This is a genomic window from Lachnospiraceae bacterium JLR.KK002 (assembly GCA_036941025.1).
Classification (GTDB): domain Bacteria; phylum Bacillota; class Clostridia; order Lachnospirales; family Lachnospiraceae; genus Petralouisia.
On record JAYMNP010000001.1, the window covers coordinates 1,588,835 to 1,614,944 of the forward strand.

Annotated in this window: 23 protein-coding genes and 1 tRNA gene; 1 reads left to right on the forward strand and 23 read right to left on the reverse strand. The window is 46.1% G+C overall.

All coding sequences use genetic code 11. From position 1 onward, the window contains the following. Positions 1 to 7: 7 nt before the first annotated feature. The 22 genes from VSQ32_07690 to mtaB form a co-directional block, all read right to left on the reverse strand. Positions 8 to 742: a LytTR family DNA-binding domain-containing protein gene (locus VSQ32_07690; protein ID MEH2942746.1), complete on the reverse strand. Its 735-nt coding sequence runs from the start codon at positions 740 to 742 to the stop codon at positions 8 to 10. A 28-nt stretch (positions 743 to 770) separates the two neighbouring features. Further along, the gene (locus tag VSQ32_07695; protein ID MEH2942747.1) at positions 771 to 1,652 is read right to left on the reverse strand and encodes a GHKL domain-containing protein; all 882 of its coding nucleotides are present in this window, start codon (positions 1,650 to 1,652) and stop codon (positions 771 to 773) included. Positions 1,653 to 2,311: 659 nt separating this feature from the next. After that, positions 2,312 to 3,328: an NlpC/P60 family protein gene (locus VSQ32_07700; GenBank protein MEH2942748.1), complete on the reverse strand. Its 1,017-nt coding sequence runs from the start codon at positions 3,326 to 3,328 to the stop codon at positions 2,312 to 2,314. 235 nt (positions 3,329 to 3,563) lie between these two features. Continuing rightward, positions 3,564 to 5,195, reverse strand: coding sequence for a Na/Pi cotransporter family protein (locus VSQ32_07705; protein ID MEH2942749.1), 1,632 nt, complete (start codon positions 5,193 to 5,195; stop codon positions 3,564 to 3,566). A gap of 72 nt (positions 5,196 to 5,267) precedes the next feature. After that, positions 5,268 to 6,215 (reverse strand): bifunctional riboflavin kinase/FAD synthetase, encoded by a 948-nt coding sequence (locus VSQ32_07710; protein ID MEH2942750.1) that lies wholly within the window; start codon positions 6,213 to 6,215, stop codon positions 5,268 to 5,270. 55 nt (positions 6,216 to 6,270) lie between these two features. After that, the gene (gene truB / locus VSQ32_07715; GenBank protein ID MEH2942751.1) at positions 6,271 to 7,212 is read right to left on the reverse strand and encodes a tRNA pseudouridine(55) synthase TruB; all 942 of its coding nucleotides are present in this window, start codon (positions 7,210 to 7,212) and stop codon (positions 6,271 to 6,273) included. Further along, entirely contained in the window at positions 7,209 to 8,189 is a 981-nt protein-coding gene (locus VSQ32_07720) for a bifunctional oligoribonuclease/PAP phosphatase NrnA (GenBank protein MEH2942752.1), read from the reverse strand. Before VSQ32_07720 ends, truB begins: the two co-directional genes overlap by 4 nt. Before the next feature lie 23 nt (positions 8,190 to 8,212). Continuing rightward, positions 8,213 to 8,581: a 30S ribosome-binding factor RbfA gene (gene rbfA, locus VSQ32_07725; protein ID MEH2942753.1), complete on the reverse strand. Its 369-nt coding sequence runs from the start codon at positions 8,579 to 8,581 to the stop codon at positions 8,213 to 8,215. An 11-nt stretch (positions 8,582 to 8,592) separates the two neighbouring features. Continuing rightward, complete coding sequence (gene infB, locus VSQ32_07730) at positions 8,593 to 11,394, reverse strand: translation initiation factor IF-2 (protein ID MEH2942754.1); 2,802 nt, start codon at positions 11,392 to 11,394, stop codon at positions 8,593 to 8,595. 15 nt (positions 11,395 to 11,409) lie between these two features. Further along, a complete protein-coding gene (locus tag VSQ32_07735) occupies positions 11,410 to 11,730 on the reverse strand; it encodes a ribosomal L7Ae/L30e/S12e/Gadd45 family protein (GenBank protein ID MEH2942755.1) in 321 nt (106 codons plus the stop codon). Further along, positions 11,717 to 11,989: a YlxR family protein gene (locus tag VSQ32_07740; protein MEH2942756.1), complete on the reverse strand. Its 273-nt coding sequence runs from the start codon at positions 11,987 to 11,989 to the stop codon at positions 11,717 to 11,719. Before VSQ32_07740 ends, VSQ32_07735 begins: the two co-directional genes overlap by 14 nt. Next, on the reverse strand, positions 11,982 to 13,283 hold the full coding sequence (gene nusA / locus VSQ32_07745; protein MEH2942757.1) for a transcription termination factor NusA: 1,302 nt from the start codon (positions 13,281 to 13,283) through the stop codon (positions 11,982 to 11,984). Before nusA ends, VSQ32_07740 begins: the two co-directional genes overlap by 8 nt. A gap of 27 nt (positions 13,284 to 13,310) precedes the next feature. Beyond that, the gene (rimP, locus tag VSQ32_07750) at positions 13,311 to 13,778 is read right to left on the reverse strand and encodes a ribosome maturation factor RimP (GenBank protein ID MEH2942758.1); all 468 of its coding nucleotides are present in this window, start codon (positions 13,776 to 13,778) and stop codon (positions 13,311 to 13,313) included. 389 nt (positions 13,779 to 14,167) lie between these two features. After that, positions 14,168 to 14,782 (reverse strand): YesL family protein, encoded by a 615-nt coding sequence (locus VSQ32_07755; protein ID MEH2942759.1) that lies wholly within the window; start codon positions 14,780 to 14,782, stop codon positions 14,168 to 14,170. Positions 14,783 to 14,837: 55 nt separating this feature from the next. Then, complete coding sequence (locus VSQ32_07760) at positions 14,838 to 15,674, reverse strand: carbohydrate ABC transporter permease (GenBank protein ID MEH2942760.1); 837 nt, start codon at positions 15,672 to 15,674, stop codon at positions 14,838 to 14,840. A gap of 19 nt (positions 15,675 to 15,693) precedes the next feature. Next, positions 15,694 to 16,578, reverse strand: a complete 885-nt coding sequence (locus VSQ32_07765) for a sugar ABC transporter permease (GenBank protein MEH2942761.1) — start codon at positions 16,576 to 16,578, stop codon at positions 15,694 to 15,696. Between the two features lie 19 nt (positions 16,579 to 16,597). Next, positions 16,598 to 17,896: a sugar ABC transporter substrate-binding protein gene (locus VSQ32_07770; GenBank protein ID MEH2942762.1), complete on the reverse strand. Its 1,299-nt coding sequence runs from the start codon at positions 17,894 to 17,896 to the stop codon at positions 16,598 to 16,600. Between the two features lie 92 nt (positions 17,897 to 17,988). Then, positions 17,989 to 19,713, reverse strand: coding sequence for a glycoside hydrolase family 32 protein (locus tag VSQ32_07775; protein ID MEH2942763.1), 1,725 nt, complete (start codon positions 19,711 to 19,713; stop codon positions 17,989 to 17,991). A gap of 315 nt (positions 19,714 to 20,028) precedes the next feature. After that, on the reverse strand, positions 20,029 to 21,003 hold the full coding sequence (locus VSQ32_07780) for a LacI family DNA-binding transcriptional regulator (protein MEH2942764.1): 975 nt from the start codon (positions 21,001 to 21,003) through the stop codon (positions 20,029 to 20,031). A gap of 307 nt (positions 21,004 to 21,310) precedes the next feature. Continuing rightward, positions 21,311 to 21,382: transfer RNA gene (locus VSQ32_07785), tRNA-Glu, on the reverse strand. A gap of 136 nt (positions 21,383 to 21,518) precedes the next feature. Further along, complete coding sequence (locus VSQ32_07790; protein MEH2942765.1) at positions 21,519 to 22,880, reverse strand: sodium-dependent transporter; 1,362 nt, start codon at positions 22,878 to 22,880, stop codon at positions 21,519 to 21,521. A gap of 63 nt (positions 22,881 to 22,943) precedes the next feature. Continuing rightward, positions 22,944 to 24,341, reverse strand: a complete 1,398-nt coding sequence (mtaB, locus tag VSQ32_07795) for a tRNA (N(6)-L-threonylcarbamoyladenosine(37)-C(2))-methylthiotransferase MtaB (GenBank protein MEH2942766.1) — start codon at positions 24,339 to 24,341, stop codon at positions 22,944 to 22,946. A 209-nt stretch (positions 24,342 to 24,550) separates the two neighbouring features. Between mtaB and VSQ32_07800 the strand changes: the two genes are divergently transcribed. After that, positions 24,551 to 24,781: an HPr family phosphocarrier protein gene (locus VSQ32_07800; GenBank protein ID MEH2942767.1), complete on the forward strand. Its 231-nt coding sequence runs from the start codon at positions 24,551 to 24,553 to the stop codon at positions 24,779 to 24,781. A gap of 116 nt (positions 24,782 to 24,897) precedes the next feature. Here VSQ32_07800 and thiI read toward each other — a convergent pair whose 3' ends face one another. Further along, the gene (gene thiI, locus VSQ32_07805) at positions 24,898 to 26,076 is read right to left on the reverse strand and encodes a tRNA uracil 4-sulfurtransferase ThiI (GenBank protein ID MEH2942768.1); all 1,179 of its coding nucleotides are present in this window, start codon (positions 26,074 to 26,076) and stop codon (positions 24,898 to 24,900) included. Between the last annotated feature and the right edge of the window lie 34 nt (positions 26,077 to 26,110).

Below are 26,110 nucleotides of genomic sequence, written 5' to 3' on the forward strand. Positions count from 1 at the left end.
CTGTCAGCTAAATTCTGCTCAGCAACTCCCCTTTCATACTTTTGGAAAACAGACATTTTTCTCCGTTCTCCATAAGAATTTCCCGATGCTTTAAATCTAACTCCTGAATCTTATTTACATTCACCAGATATGACCTGTGAACCCTTAAAAAATGCTCCCCAAACTGCTCCTGCAGCTCCTGTATACTGCCAATAAAATCAATACATTCATTCTTCCCATGAAGTTCTATTCTGTGTGTACGGACACTCGTTTCAAAGAACATAATTTCATCCACCGGAATATGCCTGACAATATCCAGCACCTTTACCGTAAAGTATTCCTTTTGCTCTCCCTGCTCCTTACACATCCGCTCCGTAATAATCGCAAGGTTTTTGTGCATTCCAGCCAGCATTTTTTCAGTATTGCCCTTTACTATATAGTCCAGCGCTTCCAGGTGATAACGAAATGTCTCAAATGCCAGATCCGGAAAGGAAGTCACATAGATCAGAAAGCCTCTGGTATCAAACTTTCGAATCTGTTGTCCCAGCATAAATCCATCCATCGCCTCATCCTTAAGCTCCACATCCAGAAAATAAATCCCTCTCTTTGGATGCGCTGCCACCGCTTCAATAATTTCCTGGGGATGCCTGCTGCACAGAGCAATCTGCATATCATATCCTTCGATCATAATCTGTTTTTCCAAAAACTCTCTCTGTGCAGCGAGTATCATCCCATCATCTTCACAAATATAAACCGGAAGCATATTTTTCCTCCACAACTTTTCACACTTCTTATTCCTGTATCTTTAACTCCTGAATAAAATAGCCATCCCTTACTGTTGTCAGAGAGAAGACATTTTCATAATGTTGTAAAATATTTTTATAACTTGCAAGGCCAATTCCTCTGTCCGCCCCTCTGGTAGAATAACCCTGCTGCCAGATTTTGTGAAAATCAACGTTTGAATACAATGGATTTCTTACCTGAAATGTTGTGCATTCTTCCTGTCTGCTAATCATAATATGTACCTGCGGTTTTGGCTTCTTACCTTTTTTCCCCTGTACTTCATCAATAGCATTGTCAATCAGTATCCCCAGGCATCTGCACAGGTCAGTGGTTCTCAGCCGTGTTCTTTCAAATGGACGCAATACTTCCAGTTCACAGGAAATCTGCTCCTGGTGCATTTTTTCCATTTTCCCCAACAGCAGCCCTTTTACCTCAGGCATATGGATATTTCCAAGCTGTGTCAATCTTCGTATCTGTTCCCCCACCTGATAATCAAAATCACTTGTCATATCCTGGATAAAATTCTGCACTGCTTCCATATTTCCCTCTTTTGCCTGAAGGTACATGCCAGACATCATATTTTTATAATCATGACGGAATCTTCGCATTTCATTCTGCAGTTTTTCCAGACTCTCAATATAAGCATTTTGCTGCTGCATACTAATCTGCTGAGTCTGAATTTGCTTCTTTTGCATTTCCTGACGCCCTGCATAACCAAAAATAATAAAAACAATCAGCAGATATAACAGAGAAACCACTGCATTATCGTTACCAACCCGTTCTCCCATTTGCACCATAAAATAAAGTATTTCAGACAAAATCGGGTATAAGCTGATAAAAATAATACTTAGCTTTTTCGATTCTTTCCGTTCCATCCACAGTCGGAACATTTTCCCAACTCCGGTTTTATATAGAAGCAGCACCCAGATAATCTCTATGAGTGGTGTTAATACATACAGAAAAAAATAATATATGAACCGTTCTTCCAAAATATCCAAATGAAAAATCATATCAGGTGAAAATAAAATCCCTATGTGTACCGCAAAAGATTCCAACATTTCTAAAAAAACAGCCGAAATCCAACAAGCCAGCAGATTTTCCCGATAGAGAAAATATAAATAAAACATTGCTCCCGTCATTCCCATATAGGTAAACAGGATTTGTCCTGCATTATACCCCCATCGAAAAATACCCATTTTATAAAAAACTGTCCCTGTCAATGCCCAGACACAGATAAATAATATAGTAAAAGCAATTATTTTCACTTTGCGCTCTCTTATTTGATATGGTTTCCGCTCCAAAAGCAACATGGAGGTCCAGAGCATAAATAACACACTTATTGTCAGCCCAAAGGTATTACTGCAGAAAAGCCCCCAAAAACTCATAATCTTCTTTTACCTCCTACAATTTCTCACAATCCGGGATTTGCATTTTTCTTACTGCTGATATGTTTATCCGGTAAGCCTGATTATTTTTTATGTATAATAAAATAGAGCCTTATGGCTCTATTTTATTATATGTGAAACAAAAAAGCACATACTTATTATTCTCAATCACTAATCAGTCTCGTAGCACAAATGGGCGTACGGTAGAATGCATTGGAAATCTTAATTCCCGTTTTCGCTGAACTTGCATGTACCACCTGTCCGTTTCCGATATACATGGCAACGTGGTTAATTCCTCCTCCGTTTCCATAGAAGAACAGGTCTCCCGGTTTTGCTTCAGAAGGATTGATTCTGGTTCCATATCCTGACTGGGCGCTGGAGGAATGGGGCAGATAAATACCATATTTCTCATAAATCCGCATGGTAAATCCGGAACAGTCCACACCGTTGGTCAGACTTGTGCCGCCCCATACATAACGGTTGCCCACAAACTGACATGCATACTGAACCATATCCACACGCACATCGGAAATTCCTTCCCCATAACGAATCTCAGTCATGGTCATTGCCTTGGGAAGCTGCTCTGACAGTTCCACAAATTCTCTGGCCACATAACACTCGTCACCGTCCACATCTACTTTCAGCCATTCGCCCTGATCTTCCAGCATTTGCAGCTCTTCGCCTTCTGCAATCATGGTCCAGATGGAACAGTCCGTATTGGGCTCCACTCTCGCATTCAGCGTCTGAGTTACGGAAGTTGCAACAATGGATTTCACTTCATCCGCCCTGGCCGCTGCCTCCTGTCCGGTCAGCAGAAACTCGCCTTTCACATATCCGGTTACTTTTCCGGAGCGAATCTGAAACCATTCTCCCTCCTGGGATAATATCTCACATCCGGCGTCTACCGGTAATTTTCCTACCAGATCATATTCTTCTCCGGCCCCTTCACGAATATTCAGATGATTCTCCACCTGTGCAATTCCAAGGTTGGTATAGCCGCATACAGTTGACGGAACCTGGGGTTCTTCCCCGGCGGCATCCGAATCCGTGGTAAGGCTCGCACTGAGCATGGCAGTCACTCCCGCGTCCACATTTGCTGCTTCTGCCGGTATCTGAACCATACCAAAAATCATTGCTCCTGACATACATGCTGCGATTGCTTTCCTGAATCTGTTCTTCATCTCTGACCTCCCGGACATTTTTCTATCTTCAGTTACCTGCTTATCTTCATACTTCTCCGGACATGACAGCTCTCTCCTGCTCCCCGACTGCCTGTCCTGTTCATTTGCAATTATATCAACTGAAAATTACATTGTCAAGATTGTCGTAATATTTATGTAATATTTGTAGAAATTCACAGTCCTTATCCATGTTCCGTCTCCGCAGGGTGTCAGTTATCCACAAAACAGTATCCGCTCAGTCCGTTTTCTCCTCCGGGTCCTTATCCAGAATGGAAAAAGCAATGTTGGTGGCGTGGTCTGCCACACGTTCCAGCCCTGTTACCAGATCCGTAAAAATTATACCGGACATGGGAGAGCATTTTCCTTTGGCCATCCGCTTCACATGGTTCTGCTGCAGTTCGCGCTCCATATGGTCAATGTCATCCTCCAGTTCCAGAATATCCTGCAGGTTCTTTTCATCCAGCGTCACAAACATTTCCATGGCCTTTTCCAGGATTATCATGGTTTTCCGGTGCATTTCCTGAATTTCCCTGGCGCCTTTCCTGGTAAAATCCAGATGTTCCTCCAGACACTTCACTGCAAAATCCGCAATATTTTCCGCATGATCCCCGATTCGCTCAATATCGCTGACCACATGGAACAGGCCGCCGATTCGTTTCGCATCCACAACGGGAAGCTGAAGCTGGTTGATTTTTACCAGGTAATCCGTCAGCTCATGGCTCAGGAAATCAATCTGCTTTTCCGTCTTGTAAACTCTGGCAATCTTTTCTTCATTTCCCTCAAAAAATGCTTCCATGGCAAGATTTAAATTCTGCCGGGCCATGGTTCCCATCCGCTCGATTTCCTGAGTGGTTTCCACCACTGCTGTGGAGGGGGAGAAAATATTCTGTTTTCCGATATAGAGAAGCTGGTATTCTTTGTTTTCCACATCTTCTCCCGGTATCAGCCGCCTGGTCAGCGATACAAACTGAGAGGAAACCGGAAGAAAGATAATGGTCTGGAAAATTTTGAACAGGGAATCCGCATTTGCCACGCATCGTCCCACATCCGCACCTGAAATATGTAAAATAAAAGATTCAAACTGCTTCATGCCAAATGCCAGCAGAATGCCGATAATCACCATGCCGAACACATTGAACATCACATGAATCAGTGCCGCCCGCTTTGCATCTTTTTTGGCGTCCAGGCTGGCCAGCACTGCCGGCGTACAGGAACCGATGTTACATCCCAGAACCACATAAAAGCAGACCGGAAGAGCCACCAGGCCCTGGCTGGCCATCAGAAGCAGAATGCTGACTGTTACCGAGGAACTCTGAACAACAACCGTAATTACCGTTCCCAGCAGAATTCCAAGTATCGGGTTATCCAGACTGGCCAGAATATTCAGTACATTCTGATATTCCCGCAGACCGGACATGGCGTCTTTCATCATACTGATTCCCAGAAACAGTGCGCCGAACCCCAGAATAACTTCTCCGACTTTTTTCACCATAGGCCGCTTTCCGAACATCATAAAGACCGCGCCTACAAAAAGAATCACGGGAGCAACTCCCGTCAGGTTAAAGGCTACAAGCTGAGACGTAATCGTGGTACCGATATTGGCTCCAAAGATAATCCCCACTGACTGGGCCAGCGTCATAATTCCGGTATTTACAAAGCTGACCACCATAACGGTAGTGGCGCCTGAGGACTGAATAATCGCTGTAAACAGGGCTCCGAACAGCACCGCGATAATTTTATTTTTCGTCATGGCCTCCAAAATGCTCCTGAGCCTGGCTCCTGCCGCTTTCTGCAGGCCCTGGCTCATAAAGCTCATACCGAATAAAAACAGTCCAAGACCTCCAAGCAATGTTACTATTAATTCCATGGTATTCTCCCTTTTTCATTCCCGCTGCCGAACATCCCGCCGCGGGGTTCTGCTTCCTCCGGTATCATCCGGTTAATTTCCGCGGATGATACAATGTGTATCAAAATATTTCCTTCCGTATAAGATGTCCTGCTCCATCTGAGATTTCAGTACTTCCAGGCTGTCAAACCTGCGTTCTTCCCGCACCCGGCTTAAAAATTTCACTTTGACCTGCGCTCCGTACATATCCTCCGATACGTCAAAAAGGTGGGTTTCCACTCCCACCGGGTTCTCTCCCTCAATGGTGGGCTTGCACCCCACATTGGTAATACCCGGATATTCCGCTCCGCAATATTCTGTCACGGTAAGATATACGCCAAAAGGCGGCAGCAGCTTGTCCGCCGGGGGCTCAAGGTTGATAGTGGGAATACCCAGCACAGGCTTCCCCAGCTTCTTTCCATGGAGAATCTGCCCTTCCACAAAAAATTCATATCCCAGCAGCCGGTTTGCTTTCTCCATATTTCCTCCGGCAATTTCCTCCCGGACAAAAGTACTGCTGATATCTCTGCCTTCCTCCTGCATTTTGTCCACCACTTCCACTTCATATCCATACCGGAAAGCATACGCTTCCAGCATCCGGTAATCGCCCCGGCGTTTGTGGCCAAACCGGAAATCCGTTCCCACCACCATATATTTCACGTGAAGCCCTGTCACAATCCGTTCTATAAATTCCTCCGGCTCCATGCGCATAATTTCTTCTGTAAAAGGACATTCAATCAGATAATCAATGCCGATACTCTCAAAAAGTTTCACTTTTTCCTGATTGGTGGTCAGTACCTGGACCGGTGTATTCTGAATCTGTTTCCCCGGCGGTATGTCAAAAGTAAAAATCACTGCCTTTAATCCCGGATTCTCCTTTTTTCTTTTTGCCATATAATCCATCAGCAGTTCATGTCCCCGGTGAAGTCCGTCAAACTTTCCCAGAGACAGTACCGTCGGCTCCTTGATTTCAAAAGTGATACTTTGCTTTATGTATTCCATGTTCGTTTCCTCCTCAGGGCAATGCTCACTTTGCCTTTCCATGTAAAAACCGCCCTCAGGGCAGGTCCATGAACATCCGGACCGGCTTCAGTTCTTTTCTTTTTTCATCCCAGCGGTAAATACCAGCAAATGACTGCTTTTCATCATAAAGACGCAGGATGGTCTGACGATATTCTTCGTGCCATTCTGTCAGCCACTCCGGTTTCAGTGCGTTTCCATTGTATAACAGTCCGGAAAATTCTTTCTGCACCGAGGAACAGGGATATGGAAGAAATACACAGTCCGTATTTTTTACCAGTCCCGGCAAATCTTCCCTGGTCAGCTCTTTCTGAGGGTCATGTGCCCTGACTGCCTGTACCTGAGCTTCCACTTCCGCCAGCCGGACGGCATCCTGTACTTTAAAATCCGCCACTCTGGTACGCAGCAATGCTTCCATACATCCGCCGCAGCCCAGTTTCTGTCCGATATCGTGGCACAGCGTCCGAATATAGGTTCCTTTGGAGCAATGCACCCGCAGCCGCACCCTGGGAAGTTCCTCTTTCAGAACCTGAATGGAAAATACTGTAATCTCCCTGGGTTTCCGCTCCACTTCAATCCCCGCCCTTGCCAGATCACAGAGCTTTCTGCCGTTGACCTTCAGAGCGGAATACATGGGAGGAATCTGCCGCTGTGTTCCTGTAAATCCTGCGATTACTTCCATCACCTGTTCCGGGGGACAGGTTACCTCTTTTTCCTCCAGAACCGTCCCTGTCATGTCCTGGGTATCCGTGGTCTTTCCCAGCAGCAGTGTGGCCTCATACACTTTGTCTTTCTCTGTCAGCATGTCGCAGACCCTGGTGGCTCTGCCAAGGCAGACCGGAAGCACTCCTTCCGCTTCCGGGTCCAGCGTTCCCGTATGGCCAATCTTTTTCTGCCTCAAAATTCCCCGGAGTTTTGCCACCACATCGTGGGATGTATATCCTTTTTCCTTGTATACATTAATGATTCCGTTTATCATGTTCTGACTGCTCCCTGCGCATCTCCGCTCTGAAGCTGTTTTTTCATTTCTTCACAGAGCTTTTCGATGACTGACTCGCTGCTGCCTTCCATGGTGGCTCCGGCTGCCCGGACATGTCCTCCCCCCTGGAATTTCACGGCAATTTCCGCCACATCCACTCTTTCGTTGGAGCGCATACTGATTTTCCAGGAACCGTCTTCATTTTCATAGAGAAATATGGCGGCTTCCGCGCCTTTTGTCACCCGAAGCTGGCTGACAATCCCGTCCAGATGTTTGGGAAGGACATGATACCTCTCCATTTCTTCTCTCGTGACTGCTGCGGCAATTACCTGGTTTTCCAGATAACGCCTGCTGTTTAACAGGGCCTGTCCCAGAATCTTATTCTGCTCAAAGGTTTTGGTATAGAAGGTTTCATCTATGATTTTCGTATAGTTGATACCCTTTCCCATGAGAATTCCCGCAACGTTCATGGTCTGCGGGGAAGTGCTGGAATACTGGAATACCCCGGTGTCATGCACAATACCCACATAAATGCATTCCGCAATTTCCTTTGTAATCCTGTCTTCCTCCAGCAGTTCAAAAATCAGTTCCGAGGTGGAACTTTTCTCCGGAAAAATATAATTTTCGTCTGCAAAGCTGTCATTGCTCACATGATGGTCAATACAGATGGTCTTTTTTGCCGTATTGAAATATTTTACCGCTGCCCCAAGACGGGCAGTATCCCCGCAGTCCTGCACAATGCAGAGGTCGTAGACTTTATCGCTTTCGCAGGTATGGCATATCCGGTCCGCATGATGCAGAAATTTAAAAATATTGGGTATGGGCTCCAGATACAAATCCACTTCCGTCCGGGGAAACCAGGTGGTGATGTAATTATAGGTTGCCAGGCAGGAGCCGACGCAGTCCCCGTCCGGCCTCACATGTCCTGCAACGGCAACTGTTTTTACCTGAGCCAGTTCTGACGCTAAATCTTTCATTGCTGTGTTCTCCCTGTCTGTGTCTATCGCTGCGGTTCCTGCTGTCTGTTCACATCGTCAATAAGTTTCGACATGCTCACGCCGTATTCAATGGACTGGTCCAGTACAAACCGGATTTCCGGCGTATTTCTCAGGTTGATATTCCGGGCCAGTTTGCTGCGGATATAGCCTTCCGCACTTTTTAAGCCGGCCAGCGTACTGGTCTGTGAATCCTGGTCTCCCAGTACGCTGATATACGCCTTGCAGCTTTTTAAATCCGGAGCCACTTCCACTGCCACCACAGAGGTCATGGGGTTGATTCTGGGGTCTTTGATTTCCCCCCGGATGATGTTGCTCAGCTCCCGCAGGACCTCCTCGTTGATTCTTGTATTTTTAATGCTGTTCTTTTTCATATTCTGCCTTTCTAACGGGGCACTTCCACCATGGTATATGCTTCTACCACATCCAGTTCCTGAATATCGTTGAAGCCCTCAAATACCAGGCCGCATTCATAGCCCGCTTTTACTTCCTTCACGTCATCCTTAAACCGCTTCAGAGATGCCAGATTCCCTTCGAAAATCTGTTCTTCTCCTCTGGAAATACGTATCTTGCAGCCTCTCTGGAACACACCGTCCAGCACATAGGAGCCGGCAATATTTCCCACTCCGGAGGCTTTGAATATCTGGCGCACTTCCGCATGGCCCAGCACCTTTTCTTCAAATACGGGGTCAAGCATACCTTTCATTGCCGCCTGTACATCCTCAATGGCATTGTAAATTACTTTATACAGACGCATATCCACGCCTTCCCGCTCTGCCGTCGCTTTTGCAGTGGCGTCAGGACGCACGTTAAATCCAATGATAATGGCGTTGGAAGCAGAAGCAAGACTCACATCGGACTCGTTGATAGCCCCCACGCCTCCATGGATGACTTTTACCACAACTTCTTCGTTGGAGAGTTTTACAAGACTCTGCTTTACCGCTTCCACGGAACCCTGTACGTCCGCTTTCACAATAATGGGAAGTTCTTTGATATTTCCGGACTGAATCTGGGAGAACAGATCATCCAGAGACATTCTGGATTTTGTCTCTTCCAGCATTTTCTCCCGTCCCTCGGAAATAAAAGTATCCGCAAAGCTCTTGGCCTCTTTTTCCGAATCTGTACATACAAAGATTTCCCCGGCATTGGGCACATTATTCAATCCTAATATTTCCACCGGTGTGGAAGGCCCTGCTTCTTTCACTCTCCTGCCCTTGTCGTCAATCATGGCTCTTACTTTTCCGTAACAGCTTCCGCAGGCTACCGGCTGCCCTACCTTCAAAGTTCCCTTCTGAACCAGAATGGTGGCTACAGAACCCCGGCCTTTATCAAGCTGGGCCTCAATCACAAGACCTCGTGCATTCCGGCTGGGATTTGCCTTTAACTCACAGATTTCCGCTGTCAGCAGAATCATTTCCAGCAGTGTGTCAATTCCCTCATGGGAATGTGCGGATACCGGTACAAAAATAGTACTTCCGCCCCAGTCTTCCGGAATCAGCTCATATTCTGCCAGTTCCTGTTTCACCCGTTCCACATTGGCGCTGGGCTTATCAATCTTATTAATTGCCACGATAATTTCCACGCCTGCCGCTTTGGCATGGCTGATGGCTTCCACCGTCTGGGGCATAACACCGTCGTCTGCAGCCACTACCAGGATGGCAATGTCTGTTGCATTGGCCCCTCGCATACGCATTGCGGTAAATGCCTCGTGTCCCGGTGTGTCCAGAAACGTAATCTTTTCCCCGTTGCACTCTACCATATAAGCGCCGATGTGCTGGGTAATGCCGCCTGCCTCCCGGTCAATCACATGGGTATCGCGAATTGCATCCAGCAGGGATGTTTTTCCATGATCCACGTGTCCCATAACACACACAACCGGAGGACGTTTTTCCTGAACGGACACGTCTTCTTCTTCCTCTTTCAGCAGTTCCGCTATTACGTCTATCTTTTCTTCCTGCTCGCAGATACAGTTGAATTCCAGCGCGATTTCTTCTGCTGCCGCAAAATCAATTTCACTGTTCACGGTTACGATATTGCCCTGTAAAAACAGTTTTTTGATAATCACAGAAGGCTGGATTTTCATGCGGTCCGCCAGCTCCCGGATAGTAAGTTTTTCCGGAATGGTAATCGTCTTAATCGTCTCTTCCTCTTTCTTCTGAGGCTGCTGGGGCTGCTGAGGCTTTTTGCCTCTGGTTTTCTTTTCCAGATTGTCAAACCGTTCTTTTTTCCTGCCCATCAGCTCTTTTTCATGCCGCTGATTGCCGCCCTTGCGGTTGTCACGCTCCCGGCTTTCCTTCCCTCTGGTTTCTTCCATGGAGGAGGATGGCGCATTCTGATTCATCTTATGAATTTCCTGCTCAAAACGATTTTTCTGTCCGGGACGTCCGTTCTGGAACGGACGGTTATTCCGGTCTCCCTGGGACCTGCTGTTTCTGTCTCCCTGCGGTCTTGCCGGTCTGTCTCCCTGCGGACGGTTATTTCTCTCTCCCTGCGGCCTTGTTCCCCGCTCTCCCTGCGGTCTTGCCGGTCTGTCTCCCTGCGGACGGTTATTTCTCTCTCCCTGCGGACGGTTATTTCTCTCTCCCTGCGGTCTTGCCGGTCTGTCTCCCTGTGGACGGTTATTTCTCTCTCCCTGCGGTCTTGCTCCCCGTTCTTCCTGAGCCCGAATATTTTTCTCTCCGTTCTGGGGCCTTACCGGTCTGTCTCCCTGCGGACGGTTATTTCTCTCTCCCTGCGGTCTTGCTCCCCGCTCTCCCTGCGGACGGTTATTTCTCTCTCCCTGCGGCCTTGCCGGACGTCTCGGTGCAGTCTTGCTGTTCTGGGGATTAAACACAGCAGTGATACTGGATTTTTTTCTGGGACGTTCTGTTTCCTGTTTTCCTGTTTCCGGTTTATCGGCTTCTGCTTTCACTGGTCTGGCTGCATCTCCTTTTTTCGTTTCATTCTCAGGCGCTGCCCCTTTCGCCTGGATATTTTTGGACGATTCTTCTTTTTTCTTTTCTGTTTCCGTTTTCGGACTGTCTGCTTTTCCCCCGTTAAATTTCTTTTTTACCATATCAATTACATCATCTTCTATGGCACTGCTTGCCGTCTTTTTTACTATATTTTTCTCCTTCAGAAATTCGATTACGTCTTTAGATTGTATGTTCAATTCATTTGCAATTTCATATATTCTGACTTTTGCCATATGTTACTACCTCCGTTATTCCGTTACATCTGCTATTTTCAACTTTTCTATCAGGTTTGCGGCAAATCCTTCATCCAATACTGCAAGACTGGCGCGATACTGTTTGCCGATGGCATGGCCCAATGTCTCTTTCGGAGCGTACAGATACATTGGAACATGATAATAAGAACACATATTTCGAAACATTTTTTTCGTATTTTCCGAAGCTTCCGCAGAAATAATCACAAGAAATGCCTGATGGGATTTCACCGCCTTTTCTGTGGAAAACTCTCCGCTTGCTATTTTCCCCGCTTTCGCCGCCAGCCCAAGCATGGACAGAATCTTATCTTGCTGCAATGGCTTCCATCTCCTTTGTCAGATTTTCGATTATTTCTTCCGGTATGGATATTTTCAGAGAACGTTCCAGTCCCTTTCCTTTCAGAGCCTTTTCAAGACATTCTCTGCCGGGACAGAGATAGGCGCCTCTCCCGTTCTTCTTTCCGGTGACATCCAGAAGAATTTCATCTTCTCCGGTTCGGATGACCCGCAGAAGTTCCTTCTTGCTTCTCATTTCACCGCAGCCCACACACTGGCGCATGGGAATCTTTTTAGTCATTTTTATTCCCCTCTTCTTCGTATTCAGATTCTCCCTCATATTCGGATTCTCCCTCGTACTCAGAATCTTCTTCATATCCGGATTCTCCCTCATACTCAGAATCTTCTTCGTATCCTGACTCTCCCTCATACCCGGATTCTTCTTCATATTCTAAATCAGGATCTTCCTCGTAATATTCTTCCGCCTCATCGTAATCGCCGGCTTCATAATCTTCTTCGTATTCCTCATATTCATTTTCATAATCCATAAAGTCTCCGGCTTCTCTTGCCTGAGTCTCACTTTTAATGTCAATCTTAAATCCGGTCAGCCTTGCGGCAAGTCTTGCGTTCTGCCCTTCTTTTCCGATTGCCAGAGATAACTGGTAATCCGGCACCACCACTCTGGCTGTCTTTTCTTCCGCATCTGCAATAACGGAAATTACTTTTGCAGGGCTTAACGCATTTTCAATCAGCATTGCCGCATTATCGCTCCAGTTGATAATGTCGATTTTCTCTCCCCGCAGTTCATTGACAATGGCGTTTACCCTGGCTCCGTTCAGCCCCACACAGGCCCCTACCGGGTCCACATCCGGGTCATTGCTCCAGACTGCAATCTTGGTTCTGCTTCCGGCTTCTCTGGAAATGCTTTTGATTTCCACAATTCCTTCTTTTACCTCTGTCACTTCCGACTCAAACAGACGCTTCACCAGTTCCGGATGGGTTCTGGACACCAGGATTTTCGGACCCTTGGAGGTTGATTTTACTTCCAGGATATAGAGCTTAATCCTCTCCGTAGGCTGGAATACTTCGCCTTTTACCTGCTCGTTTTCACTTAAAATAGCGTCTACCTTGCCCAGATTGATACTGATGTTCTTCCCTACATACCGCTGTACAATTCCGGTTACCACATCTTTTTCTTTTCCATAATACTGGTCAAAGAGCACCTTGCGCTCTTCCTCCCGAATCTTCTGCAGAATCACATTCTTGGCATTCTGAGTGGCAATACGTCCGAATTCTTTGGATTTTACCTCAATATTGACGATATCTCCCACATCATATTTGGAATCAATCATTCTGGCATTGGCAACGCTGATTTCCATCACGCTGTCTTCCACTTCCTCCACCACTGTTTTTTCCGCATACACATGGAATTCACAGGTTTCCGGATTGATGTCGACTTTGATATTGTCTGATTTGCCAAAATGATTTTTACATGCGGTAATCAGCGAATTTTCTATTGCTTCCAGCAAAGTATCTTTGCTGATATCTTTTTCTTTCTCCAGTATGTTCAACGCTTCCAATAATTCATTGTTCATTTCTTTTACCCTCCTGAAACGTTTGTATTAAAAATCGAAAGCCAGACGGATTAATGCAATGTCTGTCTTTGCAAACACCTTTTCTTCCTGATTCTCCACTTCTATGGTTACCGTAGTTTTATCATATGATTTTAAGACGCCGTAAAATTCTTTTTCTTTCTCGATAGCCCGGTAAGTCCTGATTTCCACTTCTTTCCCCAGACTTCTCTTAAAATCCTTCTCTTTCTTCAGAGGCCTTCCCAGCCCCGGAGAGCTCACTTCAAAAATATAGGATTCCTCAATAAAATCCTGCTCATCCAGCAAGTCGCTCATTCGTCTGCTGACAATTTCACAGTCGTCCACGGTAATTCCGCCTTCTTTATCAATGTAGGCTCTCAGATACCAGTTTCCGCCTTCCTTCACATACTCCACATCCACCAGTTCAAACTGATACTCTTCTATAATCGGAAGCAGCAGTTCTTCGGTACGCTGCTCGTAAGTTTTCTTTCCTGACATTTCCACACCTTCTTTCCACTCAGCTTCCGGGCACACATTCGTCAGATTTTTTCTGCGGGCCCTGTGCATAAAATTGAGAGTGGACAAAAGCCCACTCTCAAGTCTGAGTTTATCATGTTATCGTACTTATGATAGCACTTAACGGAATCAAATGCAAGGGAAAATACAGGATATTTCCATTTTTTGTAACAGTTCAGCCATAGACTGCATTCTGTGTACGAGATTCTTACAGGAGGAACCATCAGGGTTCTTCCCACTTCGTGGTTTTCCCCTCATGGTAAATACATGAATGAACAGGTCTTGCCGGTTATGAGCGGAGCTCACCTTAAGCCTCAGACAGGCGCTGCGGCAGCAGCAAAGCCTGCCTGGCAGGCGATCTGTGACTTGTTTTATAAAATCTTTTCTTTCTCAAATATCCACAGCAGCATCTTCCCATGAACCACTGCCAGCAGCGAACCTCCGGCCAGCAAAACCACATAAAATACAGGCGTCCACAGAAGTCCGGCAGTAAGAAACAGAACCGTAAAAAACAAAAGATACAGAGACTGAGGCAGATACTTAAACATCAGCAAAATCCCATTGCGCCAGGTCACTCCTGCCTTTGTATCCATTCTCGCAGCAAGGGGAAAGATATAAATTGCCAGCACAAACCACAGACCGGACAAAACACAGATAAATCCCCTCATAGCTCCGGCAAAATCTCCTTCAGTATTCCTCCAGAACAGATAATCCAGACACAGGACAACTCCTCCGGTAAAAAAAGGAATCCATAATTTCAGAGACAATTTCATCTTTTCCCGATACACTTTCCAAAAACCCCGAAACACATAACCCTCCTCATCTTTCAGAATCTTTACTGCCATGACATGCAGGGCGCAGAGGGCGGCCCCTCCTGTTATCAGAGGAAGCGAACATACCATCCACAAAAAATTCAGTTTTATCAGTGCAAATGCTTTTTCCAAAATCCGAAATACTCTGCCTTCCAAATGAAACGCTCCTTCCATGATTCCCTCCGTTATGATTTGTGATATTCTTATGGACTTTGCAGGAAAACTTCTTTTAGCCCTTAATTCCTGTAGATGCAATACCTTCCACATAGTATTTCTGCAGGAAGATAAACATAATCAGCATCGGAATGGCAGAAATAGTAAGGGACGCCATAATGGGCCCGTAATTGATGGGTTTGGAACCGAAAAAGGTCTGGATTGCCAGCTGAATGGTACGTTTTTCTTCTCCCGTCACTACCAGCAGCGGCCACATAAAGTCATTCCAGTGAGCCACAAAATCCAGAATAAAAATCGTGGCATACACAGTTCCTGATATGGACATTACCACTTTGAAAAATGTCCGTACCGGACCGCAGCCGTCGATGGAAGCTGCTTCCAGCAATTCATCCGGTATGCCCAGAAAAAACTGGCGGAACATATAGATACTGAAACATTTTGCTACAAAAGGTACAATCAGAGAGGCCCAGGAATTAATCCAGCCCAAATCCGCCATCTCCCGATACATGGGAAGCATAATCGCCTCTGCCGGAAATACCATCAGACTGATAACAAGGGTCAGCAGGAGACTTTTTCCCCGAAATTCAAATTTCGCCAGCGCATACCCGCAAATGGAATTCACCAGAAGGTCCAGGACAATAATAATCAACACATAAAACAGGCTGTTCCCGATAAATTTCCACATATTGATTCTCTGAAATACTTCTATATAATTGTTAAGGGAAGCCCCTTTTGGGAAAAAGGTGGACATTGAATTCAATCCCTTAAAAATCTCCGATTCCGGCTTTAAGGAAGACGAAATCATCCATATAAGAGGCGATACAAAAATCAGTGCAACCAATGTATTGCCAAGATAAAACACAATATTTTCAAATGTTTTTCTCTTCGTCATAAGAATCCTCCTCCCAAATCTATTCCGCTTTGATAATTTTCTTCATTCCCAGTGAAAGGCTGATAACAATTACAAAGAAAACAGCCGCCACCGCACAGGCGTATCCGAAATTCCGCTTCTGGAAGCCCTGTTCATAAATATAATACACCAGCGTACGGGTAGAATTCTGAGGACCGCCTTTTGTCATAACATAAGGCTGAGTAAAGAGTTTCATAGCCTGGATTACGGTAATCATTACCACATACTGAATAACGCTCTTAAGACCCGGAAGAGTCACATAGAAGAAGCTCTGTATTTTCCCCGCACCGTCGATGGAAGCCGCTTCATACTGCTCTCTGGAAATCCCCTGCAGTCCGGCCAGGAAGATCATCATCTGGTATCCGGCACCCTGCCATGCAGACATAAAAATAATGGAATTCATCGCCGTTTTCGGGTCGTTCAGAAATCCGCAGGGTTCCAGTCCCAGCTTTACCAGCAACGCATTTAACAAACCGCTGTCCGGGCTGGAATTATACATGACCGTCCAGAGGATTGCCACAACTACCATAGAAGTTACCTGCGGGCTGAAATACGCTGCCCGAAACACAGACACGCCTTTTCTCCTGGAGGAAATCAAAAGAGCCAGGGCCAATGCCAGAATCGTCTGAAACGGCACCACCAGAACTGTAAAATAAAGGGTATTTTTTACCGCAATCCAAAAATCTTCATCCTGAAACAGTTCTGCAAAATTATTAAACCCGCAGAACACAATCCGATCCGGACGCATAATATTATAATCCGTAAAGGCATACCGAATGGTCTGCAGAGACGGATAAATTAAAAATGCTGCCAGCAAAGCTACGGCCGGAATCACGAAAAGATACGCCGCTCTTCTTTCACTTACTTTATTGATGGATTTCTTCATAGCCAATCCCCCTTCTGTATTAATCTTTCCCATAATATTTTTTATAATCTTTATCTGTGGCTGCTGCGGCTGCATCCAGGGCTTCCTGCGCATCTACGCCGGTAAAAATATTCAGCATTGCTTCTGCAAATTCTGCCGTCAGTACGCTGTAAGAAGGCGTTCTCGGCCTTGGATGCCCGGTTTCCATCAGCTGTTCTTTAAAAATGGAGCGAGGATACTCATTGTATTCCGTCAATACGTCATAACTGGAAATCCTGGTAGGAGGCTTTGAAATCGCCTGCGCATAAGTAGTTACATTTTCCTCTGAAAACAGAAAACGCATCACCTCTCTGACAGCATCCATGTCCTGAACATTTTTTGTAACAGCCGCTGCCCAGTCGCCGGTAGGAGAAGTAAGAACCCCGTCTTCGTCGGCCACCGGAAACCAGGTAACGCCCCAGTTCAAATCCGGATAATCCTTTTCCAGCGTTGCCACTTCCCAGGAACCGCCCAGCATGGTTGCCGCTTTACCGTTATGGAATTCCTTCTGAACAGGGTCAATATTGGCATACCCATCCCGAATCAGGCTGTTTAAAAATTCTGCCGCTTCCACACCTTCCGGGCTGTTCAGCCATCCATTGGCGGAACTTCCGTCTTCATTGACAAAATCCGTCCCGTTGGAAATCCAGAACTGTTCCAGCACATAGGAGAGGCCTTCTCCCTTATCCATAATAATATTGGTTCCCACTACTCCGTCTTTTGTAAGTTTTTTTGCCGCATCATAATATTCACTCCAGGTCCAGGCATCTTCTTTGCGCTCCGGCACGGAAATCCCTGCTTCATCCAGCATATCCTTATTGTAGTACAATGCCACGGAGCTTTCCGTTGCACCTGCCGCATAAATTTTTCCGTCATAAGTATTCTGCTGTCTGGAGGAATCAAAAAAATCACTCCATTCTTCCTCGGAAAAGAAATCATCCAGGGGAAGAATTATTTCATTTGCCGCATAAATAGATACATTCGGTCCGTCCACATACAGGATATCCGGTAAATCGTTGGAGGTTATGGCCGCATTGACCTTATCTTCATATGCATAGGAATCCGCACGTACAATGGCTTCCCTGCGCAGCTCAATTTCCCCCTCGTGGGCATGATTGAAGGCTTCAATTTTCTCCACCCACCATTCTTCAATCGCCGGCTCGTCACTGGGGCTCCATACGGTAATTACCGATTCCCCGTCTTCGTTTACCCGCTCCTTCGCTCCGCCGCAGCCGGTAAGGGTACACATACCTGACGCCACTGCAGCTGCAAGTAATGCCGCAATTACTCTTTTTCGCATCTTTCCTCTCCTTTTTCGTTTTTCCGCCGATGAATTCCATTTGGAAAATACTGTTCCATCCATCTGAATCTGTTCCATGCACACCGATCCGGTCACTCCCATATGGATTTCATGCGGAATATTTCCACCTTTTTAATACATGCCGGCATCTCCGTATGCAATATAAAACACCCGCTGTCCCGGATATCATAAAATAATTTTGTTCCCACTGCTTCGCCGTCATTTACATAAATTTCCACCGTCCTGCGGTCCGTAAAAATTTCCAGCTTTTCCACTTTATCCACCTCCGCCGGAAACAGAACATGTTCGCTTTTTACCCCTTTTGTTTCCAGATGCAGTCCTTTCTCATCATAAACAAGCAGAATCTTCCGTGCCGTATCTCCGCCCAGCCGGACAGAAAATGGAATGTTATTCTCAAATTCCAGTTCTGCCTTATACACATTGGGATGAATTTCTTCCAGACAGACATTCTCTCCATGTCCCCGGTACAGGCACTCTGCTTTCAGAGATTCCATTTCCTTAACCGGCGTAAGATACAATCGGCTGCCCCGGATATGCATTTCTCTGGGAATCGTCATGCTTCCGCAGGCTCCGTTTTCAAGTTCCAGATGTTCCTCATAAAAATCAGCAATCCATCCAATGCTGATTCTGCGGCCCTCGTGCTCAAAACTCTGCATTGCGTAACAATTGCCGCCGAAATCAAACCATCCTCTGTCTTCTTCCGTAAATATACCGTTTTGAAACTCCCCTGTATAATATCTGCACATCTGATATCTGCCTCCGGCATCACGATGCTGCATCAATGCTCCGATTACCAGAGCTTTCCCGTCCAACTCCATAAAATCGGGACACTCCATACAGCGGATACCGTTTTCCTGTTCCACAAGCAGCGGACCGAAATAACTCCAGTGTTCCAGATCTTCGGATTCATACAGCAAAACAGCCGCTTTTTCTTCCAGAGCGCTTCCCAGAACCATATACCATTTTCCTTCTGCCCGTATTACTTTTGGATCTCTGAAATCAAAAGACGCTCCCTGAGGCGGCCTGTCAATCACCAGCTTTTCTTCCGTAAAATGCAGCATATCTCCACTCTTTGCCATCCACTGCTGCTGTAGTGTTTTCGCACTGTCAATATGAGGACCGCTGCTCCGGGTCAGAAAAAATACCGCTTCATTTCCATATACTACGGCAGAGCCGGAAAATGCGCCTCCTTTGAATTGTTCCGGATTCTTCAGTATCTCTTCCTGCGGCTCCAGCACAACCGGAAGATGAACCCAGTGAACCAGATCTTTACTTGCCGCATGACCCCAGTACATCTGAGACCACTGCTGGCTGTGGGGATTGAACTGGAAAAACAAATGGTAATATCCCTGAAACCAGCACAGCCCGTTAGGATCATTGAGCCAGTTTTTCCAGGGGGAAAAGTGATATGCCTCCCGTACAGGGGAATCATACTGTTCCTTCTGACTGCCTTTTATAAATCTTCCGTTCTCCTTTTCCTGTTCCAGATAACAGACCCCGGTTTCCAGAATATGTTCGCAGCCGCTGAGATAACAGAGAGAAACCCTACATCCTTCGCAGAGGATTTCATACTCTGTTTCCTGCTCCACCGGTATTCTGAGCCATCTGTAATATCCGGATTCCACCGGTATTTCCTGACAGTTCTCCGGAACGGAACTCTGCTTTAATGTCGACAGATTTCTGCTTTTTGCAAAAACCTCCTGCTGTCTGCCTCCTCCGGAAAGCAAACGGATTTTTCCGCCCGACTGCAATGCTTCTGCAAATATCTCCAGCATTGTATAATCTCCCGTATTCATCTGTCTCCTCCTTTCCTTCACTGAATAAATTCTCTGTGTACCTGTCAGAATTTTATTGTATATAAAACCGGTTCCATATAATATAATATTAAATTTATAATATCTATTTTTTCTTTTTCTCTTATCATTATGGAACCCGTTCCATATATGGATTGTAGTACACTATGAGAAATTTGTCAATTATCTTTCGGCCCTTTTTCCTCTGACAACAAAAAAGAAGATTTTGTATTGTGCAATTTATACAAAATCTTCTTTCTTAACTATTTTCACTAAATCTTGTTTATGGTTTTTTTACAATTTCACTAAAAATTTCGATTATGCTGTTCCTCCAGGCTGGATTTCCACGTCCAGAATCAGACGATGAGGCACATTTTTCCGCTGTTCCACGATGTCCAGCAGGGTATTCACCGAAACTTCAGCCAATAATTCTACATTTTGCCGAATTGCAGTCAGCCGGGGATATACCATATTGGAAGGCGTTGTGGCATCAAATCCAATAATCGAAATATCTTCCGGTACCCGCAGCCCTCTTTTCTGTGCCATGTTCAGACAGGCAATGGCGGCCAGATCCCCTCCAAAAATTCCGTCAATATCGGGATAGTTCTTAAAAATTTCTTCCGCCATTTTATAATGTGCATCCCAGTGAAATATATTCCATTCCATTACTTCCCTGAGAACCGTGACTCCTGTTCCTTCCATTTTCCGCATAAATGCAAGGTATCTGTCATTTGCCGTAACATTCGGCGAAATTCCGGAAACCAGGTATATTTTCTTTCGCCCGGCCTTAATCATAAGTTCCGCCGCCAGTCTCCCGCCCTTTGCATGGTCGCAGCCTATCAGTGGAATCTGAGGCCCAAGATCACGGTCTATAGAGACAATAGGCTTCACCTGCCTGCGGTATTCTTCCACCTCCAGACCATGAGAAGCTGTGATAATCCCGTCCACCATGTTCCGCCCCAGCATATCCAGATATTCCTGTTCCCGGCTGCTGATGCCTACCGTATTGCAAATCATGGTTTTGTATCCCTGTTCATATAATTCCATTTCAATATATTTCACCAGGGAAGCAAAAAAGGGATGATCCAGATCAGGCACGATCACTCCCACGATTCCTGTTTTATTATGATAGAGATTTCTTGCCAGCTCATTAGGCGTATAGTTCAGCTTCCTGGCTGCTTTTTCAATTTTTTTCCTTGTCTCGGCCGAAACATACCCGGAACCATTCAGGGCGCGTGACACGGTTCCCACTCCTACTCCTGCTTCCTGTGCTACTTCTCTGATACTTGCCATTTTATTTCCTCGTTACCTTCTGTTTTCGGCAAATAAGGTATCTGCCTCTTTATTATTGTTTTAATATATTTTTGCAGAAAAGTCAATGTGCCTGAGGACAATTTACCGTCTCCATTCCAACAGTTCAGCCTATGCCCTTTGAACAGGCCACAGACAGCCTGCCCGCTTCCGGAGACCAGAAGGGCGGAAAACCTGCGAATACATCTGTCCGGTTCATAATTCCGGCAAAATTCCAACAAAACGCCGGGAATACCATTATCAGGTATCCCGGCGTTTTATCGGGTTGGGCTATTCAATTATAGCTTAGCAGCTCGTAGGGGAATCGAACCCCTGTTTCCGCCGTGAGAGGGCGGCGTCTTGACCGCTTGACCAACGAGCCATACTTTGACTTTGACTTTGTTCTTCAAAACTCAACAAATTCATTATACATATTACAGGTTGGAAAGTCAAGAACAATTTTTATTTTTTTACATAATTGTCCATGGAATCCATATCTCCCCTTTCAGGGCTCCCGGTTAATTTCCCAGGAGTCCTTTTACAATCAGAAACAGGATCAGCACAGGCAGGATAAACGTCAGATAAGGACGAATCCACCGGGGCAGCTTAAGACCGTTACCGGTATTGGTTTCTTTTCTGTAATTTTCAAAGCCCCAGCCGAACCGTGTCACGCAGAACAGAAGATAGCAGAGGGAACCGATGGGCAGTATCAGGTTGCTTACCAGAAAATCTTCCAGATCCAGAACCGTGCTGCCTGCGCCGAGAGGCTGAAAATCAGACCACAGATTATAGCCGAATACACAGGGCAGAGACAGAAGGATAATTGCCCCCAGATTAATCAGGCAGGACTTCTTTCTGCTCCAGTGAAATAAATCCATACCGCAGGAAATGATATTTTCAAATACAGCCAGTATGGTGGAGAAGGCCGCAAACGTCATAAAGATGAAAAACAGCGTACCCCAGACGCGTCCGCCGGCCATTCCGTTAAATACATTGGGCAGCGTGACAAAAATCAGGCGCGGTCCCATATCCGGGCTGATGCCGAAAGAAAAGCAGGCGGGGAAAATAATCAGACCGGAAACAAGAGCCACAAAGGTGTCCAGAAGGGCGATATTTACCGATTCGCTCAGGAGCCGGTGGCTTTTATCAATGTAGCTGCCGAATATTCCCATGGCGCCGATTCCAAGGCTCAGGGTGAAAAACGCCTGATTCATGGCTGCGGTAACCGTTTCCCAGATGCCCACTTCCTGCATTCTCTGAAAATCAGGAAGCAGATAAAATTTCAGCCCTTCCAGACCATTTTCCAGCGTACAGCTATGGACTGCCAGAAGAACAATAATGGCAAGCAGCATACTCATCATAACCTTGGTAATCTTTTCCACACCTTTCTGCAGGCCCATGGAACAGATGAATATTCCTGCGGCCACAATGATTACCATGGCAGAACCCAGAATCTGCGGGCTTAAAAGCATATCCTGAAACATCTGTCCTACCTGTCCGGCGTCTTTTCCCTGAAATTTTCCGGTGAGCATCTGGTAAAAATAGTACAGCATCCATCCGGTTACCGTGGTGTAGAACATCATCAGAAGATAGTTGCCTGCCATTCCAGGATAACCATTCAGATGCCATTTCTGTCCCGGTTTTTCCAGTTCCTGAAAACTTCGGACAATGCTTTTCCTGCTGGCCCGGCCCACAGCAAATTCCATGGTCATGACCGGAACGCCCATGATAATCAGGAAAAACAGATAGAAAAGCACAAAGACGCCTCCTCCATACATACCGGCCACATAGGGGAACCTCCATACGTTGCCGATTCCGATTGCGCAGCCTGCGGACAGTAAAATAAATCCAAGGCGGGAACCTAATTTTTCTCTTTCCATTGTTCTGTTCCGGCTGCAAAAGCGATACCTGCAGCCGTTCTCTCCTTCCATAAATTTTTCAGATTATTCTTCCTCCATAAACTCCAGCAGCAGCACATCCTCCGTCAGCACCGACGCCACCCGGCCTTTCACCAGCTTATTTGCCAGATTTCGGGATGCTCCATCCGGCAAATGTACCGCTGCTTTCACGTATTCCCCTGTGTGGCCCAGAAAATACTTTTTTCCTTCCACAGAAATTTCTTCTTCCATCAGAACTTCCACCTCCCGGCCGGAATACCAGTCCAGAAATTCCCGGTTCATCCGGGACAGGTCTGTAAAAAGTGCGTCGCTGCGCTCTGCTTTCACCTGCTCCGGTATCTGATGTTCCATTCCGGCCGCAGGCGTTCCCTCCCGGCGGGAATAGCGGAAAATATGGATTTCAAAGAATCCGATACTTTTAAGAAATTTTCTTGTAACTGCAAATTCGTCTTCTGTCTCTCCCGGAAAACCCACAATTACGTCCGTGGTAATGGCCGGATGGGTAAAATATTTCCGCAGCAGCCCACACCCTTTTGCATACTCCTCACAGGTATATTTCCGATTCATCCGTTTTAAGGTGGCGTCACAGCCGCTCTGCAGGGACAGATGAAAATGAGGGCAGACTTTCGGCAGCTTTGACAGCGCCCGGACAAAATCTTCTGTTACAATTTTCGGCTCCAGAGACCCCAGCCGGATACGTTCAATTCCCTTTATTTCATGGACTTTCTGAACCAGCGCCAGCAGGCTGATTTCTTCCCTGGCCGGAGTATCCTGCCGGTTCAGGTCTGTCCCGTAAGAACTCAGATGAATGCCTGTCAGCACCACTTCCCGGTATCCGTTGGCAGCCAGGGCTTCCACTTCCCGGAGTGTATGTTCCGGATTCCTGCTTCTGACCCGCCCTCTGGCATAGGGGATAATGCAGTAACTGCAGAACTGGTTACAGCCGTCCTGTACTTTTACAAATGCCCGCGTATGCTCTCCGGCCCGGTTCACGCCGGATTCTTCATAGATTCTGTCCTCTGCAATATTTTCCACCAGCACGCAGGAAGCATTTCTTTCCTCCTGCGCAGGCATCATACTTTCTTTCTGCTTTTCCCGCTCTGCAAAAAAATGTTCCAGCAAATCTGCCAGTTCATGTTTCTTATTATTTCCTATTAAAATATCAGCAGCCCCGTCTTCCCGGACATGTTCCTCTGCCGTCTGTACATAACAGCCTGCCGCCACCACCACACTTCCCGGATTCCTTTTTCTGGCCCGGTGAATCATCTGTCTGGATTTCCGGTCAGCCATATTTGTCACAGAACATGTATTGATGACATAGACGTCTGCCTGTTCTTCAAATGGGACAATCTCATATCCGGCTTCTTCCAGAATCCGGCGCATACTTTCTGTCTCATATGCATTCACTTTACATCCCAGATTATGCAGCGCTACTTTTCTCATATTCCAAAAACCTTTCTTTTTTCCCTGCCGACAGGCCTTTTCCAACGTCAAACTGCCGAAAAACCTGTTGCATTTATCTGTGAAATTGGTTACGGTGTTATTGACTTTTCCCATGAAAGACGGTAGTATAATAGAAAATATTTCAAATATTTACCTGTATTTACAGAACATTATTGTTCCGCAGGTACCATCATGAAGGAGGTTCTTACATGAAAACAGTTCAGATTTCTTTAAATTCTATTGATAAGGTGAAATCTTTCGTAAATGCCATCTCTCAGTTTGAGTTCGATTTCGATTTGATTTCCGGAAGATACGTGATTGACGCAAAATCTATTATGGGTATTTTCAGCCTTGACCTTTCCAAGCCCATTGATCTGGCAATCCATGCGGAAACAGAAGTGGACGACATTATGGAAGCGTTAAAACCATATCTGGTTTAATCTGAATGATACCGACGTCCCCCATGAATCCATGGGGGTTTTTGTACGGGAAAAAACCCGCAGCAAGCTGACGGGGTATGCAACTTGCATGGTTCACTGCTCGCGGAAATAAACATTTATTCCACCACAATCGTCTCTGCTGTCTCAATGGCAGTCCGTACCATTTCATCAATCTTTTCTTTCAGATGAGTTTCCGAACGCCTGATTACTTTCAGACTGGGTTTTGTTACCGGGTGCTTTGCCACAAAAATGGTGCAGCAGTCCTCATAAGGCAGAACGGAAGTCTCGTAAGTGCCGATTTTCTCTGAAACTGCAATAATCTCCTGTTTGTCAAAGCCAATCAGCGGCCGGTATACCGGAAATCTGCATACTTCGTCCGTAGCTGCCAGCGACTGCATGGTCTGGCTGGCCACCTGTCCGATACTCTCCCCGGTAATCAGCCCAAGGGAACCTGTCTCTTCCGCAAAATGCTCTGCAATCCGCATCATATAACGCCGCATGATAATGGTCAGTTCCTCATGGGGGCACTGCTCGTAAATATACATCTGAATGTCGGTAAAATTCACCACTTTCAGATAGATGGGGCCTGCATATTTTGCCACAATCCTGGCCAGATCCACTACTTTCTGTTTTGCACGTTCGCTGGTATAAGGCGGCGCATGGAAATAAACAGCGTCAATCTTAACCCCTCGTTTTGCAATCATGTATCCGGCCACAGGGCTGTCAATGCCTCCGGACAATAACAGCATACCTTTTCCGTTGGTGCCCACAGGCATTCCGCCCGGCCCCGGCAGAACATCCGAATAGAGATTGATTTTCTTTCGGATTTCAACATTTACCAGAATATCCGGATGGTGCACGTCCACTTTCATTTCCGGAAAAGCTTCCAGAATCCGTTCTCCCAGCGCTGCGTTTACCTCCATGGAACAGAGAGGATAATTTTTTCTTGCCCGGCGGGTGTGGACTTTAAAGGTCATATTTTTATCCGGATAACGTCTGTCCAGCCAGGAAATCACATCCTCCGCCAGCTTTTCAAATCCCTCGTCTTCGGTAATCACCACGGGACAGATACCCACAATCCCAAACACCCGCTGAAGATGTTCCAGAGTTTCCTGATAATCATAATCCCCCAGCGCTTCCACATAAATCCGGCCCTGTTCTCTGGTAATGGAAAATTCTCCCTCTACCGGTTTCAGGGCATATTTTATCTGCTGCACCAGTGCGGCCTCAAAGAGATGACGATTTTTCCCCTTAATGCCGATTTCTCCGTATTTGATTAAAAATGCTTTAAACATATGTTCCTCCCATCCAACTGCGTCATAAATCTGC